The organism is Bacillus sp. 05T31 (assembly GCF_056396725.1).
This window is the reverse complement of sequence record NZ_JBFTMA010000286.1, coordinates 1-5,023: the sequence shown is the minus strand read 5'-3', so window position 1 is coordinate 5,023 and position 5,023 is coordinate 1. Positions and strand designations below refer to the sequence as shown.

The window sequence follows — 5,023 nt, the reverse complement described above, 5'->3', positions numbered from 1 at the left end:
TCCTTTAACTCCTGAAATAGTAAAATGTAGAATTCATTATAGGCTCGGTTCATTTCATTAATTACTTCTTTATACGTTCTAGTCATAGCATTCTTCCTCCAGTTATGCTGTTATTTCGTTCTAACATATAGTTTAGTTTAGTTTAGTTTAGTTTAGTTTAGTTTAGTTTAGTTTAGTTTAGTTAACTAAACTATATTATACCTTTATGTTCGTGTAAAGGGAAATATAGCTCCATCCTTTACTTACCATTGTACAAAAAAGAAGACATCTTAATTGATGTCTTCTTTTTATACTTAAGATTTCAAACTCTCACCATTCGTCTCAATTACTTCTTTATACCAATTGAAACTGTTCTTCTTCGATCTTTTTAATGAGCCTTTTCCTTCATTATCTTTATCAACGTATATATATCCGTAGCGTTTTTTCATTTCTCCAGTAGAGGCACTTACAAGGTCAATTGGGCCCCAGCTTGTATATCCGATAATATCTACTCCATCTTGGATTGCTTCGGACATTTCAATCATATGCTTTTGCAAATAATCAATACGGTATTCATCATTCACTTCGTCTTCACCATTTAATTGATCGATTGCACCGAGACCATTTTCAACAACAAATAAAGGTTTTTGGTAACGATCGTAAAGTTGGTTCGCTGTAATACGGAAGCCTTTCGGATCAATCGTCCATCCCCACTCTGATTTTTCCAGATATGGATTTTCAACAGAACCGAATACATTCCCGCTCGTTATGCTTTTTAATACTTCCGAATCTGTACTTGTTGCTCGGCTTGAATAGTAGCTAAATCCGATATAATCAACTGTATTATCTCTCAAGATTGACTCATCGTCTTTTTCCATTTCAATCGTCAAATTGTTGTCTTTAAAGAAACGTTTCGCATACCCAGGATATGCTCCTCTTGCTTGCACATCAATGAAGAAGAATGATTCACGGTCTTGTTCCATCGCGCGTAAAACATCATCCGGATTGCATGTATATGGATACGTTGCACCAGCAGCAAGCATACAACCGATTTTTGCATCTGGAATAATTTCATGACACGCTTTCACAGCTAACGCACTTGCGACAAGCTGGTGATGCGCTGCTTGATACTGAATTTGTTTTTTATTCTCACCTTCTTTAAATGCTAACCCTGCTCCCATGAAAGGTAAATGTAAAAGCATATTAATTTCGTTAAACGTCATCCAATATTTCACTTTATCTTTATATCTATTAAAAATCGTTTTTGCATACGCCTCAAAGAAGTTTACAAGCTTTCTACTTCTCCAGCTTCCATAATTTTCTACTAAATGAACAGGAACATCAAAGTGCGCCATCGTAACAACTGGTTCAATTCCATGCTTTAACAGTTCATCAAATACGTTATCATAAAACTGTAATCCTGCTTCATTTGGCTTTTCATCATTACCATTTGGGAAAATACGCGTCCAAGCAATAGATACGCGTAACGCTTTAAATCCCATCTCTGCAAACAGAGCAATATCTTCTTTATAGCGATGATAAAAATCAATTGCTTCGTGTGATGGATAAAACTCCCCTTCTACCGGTGTAAATGAATGAATATTCCCTTTCATAATATCCCAACGATTTTCACCAGTTGGTAATAGATCAACCGTCGTTAATCCTTTTCCGTCTTCTAAATATGCTCCTTCAACTTGATTAGCTGCAATCGCTCCACCCCATAAAAATCCTTTAGGAAAAATAACTTTAGACATATAGAAAAACTCCTTTATATAAGAATTAACGAGGAAAGGCATTTCAAATTTCAAAACACCTTTCTTCGTTTGAACCTGTATGAAATGTAACTACTATTTAACTCCTAACTCTAGTAAAGAATCTCCTGCTTGAATCTTTTCTATTTCAGTTTTCTTAATGCTATATTTATCATAATTTGTAACAACAACTGGTGTTGTCACAATATAACCCGCCTTTTGAATTTCAGCTATATTAAACTCAATAAGTAATTGCCCTTTTTCTACTCTCGCTCCTTGTTCAATATGAGAAGAGAAAAATTCGCCATCTAATTTCACAGTATCCATCCCAATATGGATTAAAATTTCAGCACCTGAATCCGCCGTAATTCCTACTGCATGATTCGTCGGGAAAAGCGCAGAAATCGTACCTGATACTGGTGAAAACAACTTTCCTTCTGAAGGCTCAATCGCAACTCCTTCACCTAACGCACCTGATGCAAATGCAGCATCATCAATATGTTCGAGAGGCTTAACTACACCATGAAAAGGACTAAAGATTACTTCATCATCGTTTGATGCAGCAATTTTATCAATTGTTTCAGCTGTTTCTGTAGATGTTTGCTTTTTATTTAAACCAAATAAATAAGTAAGAACAAAACCTAATATTAAGGAAACAACCATCGCAATAATTGCGCCCCAAAATCCAGCCGTGATACCTTCTTTCGGACTAATAAATGTTGGAAGCGCAAATATCCCAAGACCACCTGTCATATAAGCTTGCGTACCGAATACACCAAGTATTCCGCCGCCAATTCCTCCCGCAATACAGCTCATAATAAACGGCTTTTTAAGAGGAAGTGTAATACCATAAATCGCCGGCTCTGTAACTCCGAAAATACCTGAAATAAAAGCTGGAATACTTAACGTTTTTAATTTCTGGTCTTTCGTTTTCATCCAAACTCCAAGAACAGCCCCAATTTGAGCAAATGAAGTAGCGAATATGAGCGCTAATATAGGATCAATACCGTGCACTGCTAAATTATTATAGCCAATCGGGACAATTCCCCAATGAAGTCCGAAAATAACGAGCACTTGCCAGAAAGCACCAAGTACTATCCCTGCTACTAATGGACTTAAATTATAAACCCAAAGTGTAGCCTGTCCTAAAAATTGACCTGCCCACGTCGCAATCGGGCCAATCACAAGAAATGTAACTGGTACAACGATAAGTAATGTGAAAAATGGTACTACAAATGTTTTAACAACATCTGGAATTACTTTCTTTAAAGTTCTTTCTACTTTCGATCCAAAATAAGTAGCGAGAATAATTGGAATAACTGATGACGCATAATTCATTAAAATAACTGGTATTCCTAAAAACGTAATATGAATTGGTGATTCAAACATCGTTCCAGCAAATAGCGTATATAATGGCTCGCTTGCTTTTAAACCTGATAAAGCTGGATAAACTAAAGCTCCCCCAATTGCCATACCAATGAACGGCGAACCTCCAAATTTCTTACTTGCTGTATATCCTAGGAAGATTGGGAAGAAATAAAATAACGAATCCCCAACCGCGTTTAATATTTGATACGTTCCTGACTCATTACTTAACCAGCCTAACGCTAAAAATAGTGCATTAAATCCTTTAATCATCCCCGTTGCAGCTAACACCCCTAAAATAGGAGTAAAAATGCTAGAAAGAATATCTATAAGACTACTCTTTTTCTTCTCACTCGTAGCTTCCTCTTCTGTTTCTTGAAATCCTCCGGCAACAATAACCGCTTTATACACGTCAGATACATGGTTACCAATAACAACTTGATACTGTCCACCGCTTTTCATAACAGTCACAATATCTTCCATACTTTTCAGTATTTCCGTATTTGCTTTCCCCTCATCCTTTAATTGAAATCTTAAGCGAGTCACACAGTGAACAACACTATGTACATTTTCTTTTCCACCTACGTTTTTCAAAATATCCTTTGCTAATTTTTCATATTTCATAATAGGTTCCCTCCTTATAATCATCCCATTTATCATTTATAAAAGAAAAAACCTAAACTAACTCTAATGACGTGATACATACGAATCACTCCATTAAAAGTCAATTTAGGTTTTGCCTGCCAAACAGTAACAATCCCGTTTATTCAATTACATAGTTCATTGCGTTTCGTTACACGATGAATGTGCAACGTTACATACACTTTTTCATCTTTTGAAAGATGACTATTATGCGCTTTTCGTAAGTATGCTTCAATTTTTTCTGTACAACAATATGCTTCATGATACTTACTTTTCACTTGCTCATATAAAAAATCATCATCTGCCGAATTTAATTCCTTCTGCATTAAACGCTGAGCAAAATATCGTAAATGCGTTACAAACCGACTATAATTAAATGAATTTTCATCTAAGTTCATCTTATAGTGGTACTTAACAACATTTAAAATATCTTGGACGATTTTCGTCATCGCCACCGTTTGCTGCATCGCCGGCTCTCCTTGCTGCGCATTAACGAAATGTAGTGCAATTGACCCTGCTTCATCTTCACAAAGTCTAAACCCAGTCTCTTCTTCAATAATATGTAAAGCTTGTAGACCGATTTCAAACTCTTTCTGATAAAATCTCTTAACTTCCCAAAGCAAAGTATTTTTGAGATCCATTCCTTCTTTATGCCTAGTTAAGGCGAAACTTAAGTGATCAGTTAATGTAAGATAAATATAATCACTTAACTCCCCCGGCAAAACTGTCTTAGCAAACTGAATAATTCTCTCTGTAATTTCTAAATTCTGCACAGGAATTTCAGTTAACAATCTAGCAAGTTTCTCTGATAATTCTTTTGTTTCTAGCACAAAGGTCTTTTCTATCTTAGATTCATCAATGGTATCGCCTACTTTTTTCTGAAATCCTAAACCTCTGCCCATAAGTACAACTTCTGTCTCATTATCCTTCATCGTACAAACAACATTATTATTTAAGATTTTATGGATTCTCATATTGTTCCGCCTTCTTTTTCTACTAAAGTCACAAAGGGTAATAAAAAAACCTAAACTGATTCCAAAAGCCACACTACACCCGTAGCCTCTAGATCAATTTAGGTTTTGCCTGCCGAACAGTAACAATCCTTTTAATTATTAACTTACCTTTATTATACACAAGCAGTAAGCGTTTGCAACAACGAATTATTGAACATTTTTTTACAAGGAAAAACAAAGGCATAATAATCTTTCAGTTTTTTCAAATTCCATATATACCCATTATTAGTTAAAATGTTGTAATTAAATTACCCTACATAGTTACTCATAGTC

At 35.3% G+C, this 5,023-nt stretch carries 3 protein-coding genes and 1 pseudogene; all 4 read right to left on the bottom strand.

The genetic code is table 11. The features are described from left to right. Nucleotides 1–86, bottom strand: a pseudogene (locus tag AC1DJR_RS17090) (MarR family winged helix-turn-helix transcriptional regulator); the annotation flags it as partial. 207 nt (nt 87–293) lie between these two features. Beyond that, nucleotides 294–1,733: a 6-phospho-beta-glucosidase gene (locus AC1DJR_RS17085; protein ID WP_477003090.1), complete on the bottom strand. Its 1,440-nt coding sequence runs from the start codon at nt 1,731–1,733 to the stop codon at nt 294–296. Between the two features lie 93 nt (nt 1,734–1,826). Then, nucleotides 1,827–3,719 carry a beta-glucoside-specific PTS transporter subunit IIABC gene (locus tag AC1DJR_RS17080; RefSeq protein WP_060750939.1) on the bottom strand — a complete coding sequence of 631 codons (1,893 nt, stop codon included), beginning with the start codon at nt 3,717–3,719 and terminating at the stop codon, nt 1,827–1,829. Nucleotides 3,720–3,862: 143 nt separating this feature from the next. Then, complete coding sequence (gene licT / locus AC1DJR_RS17075; RefSeq protein WP_060750938.1) at nt 3,863–4,711, bottom strand: BglG family transcription antiterminator LicT; 849 nt, start codon at nt 4,709–4,711, stop codon at nt 3,863–3,865. Nucleotides 4,712–5,023: the final 312 nt, after the last annotated feature.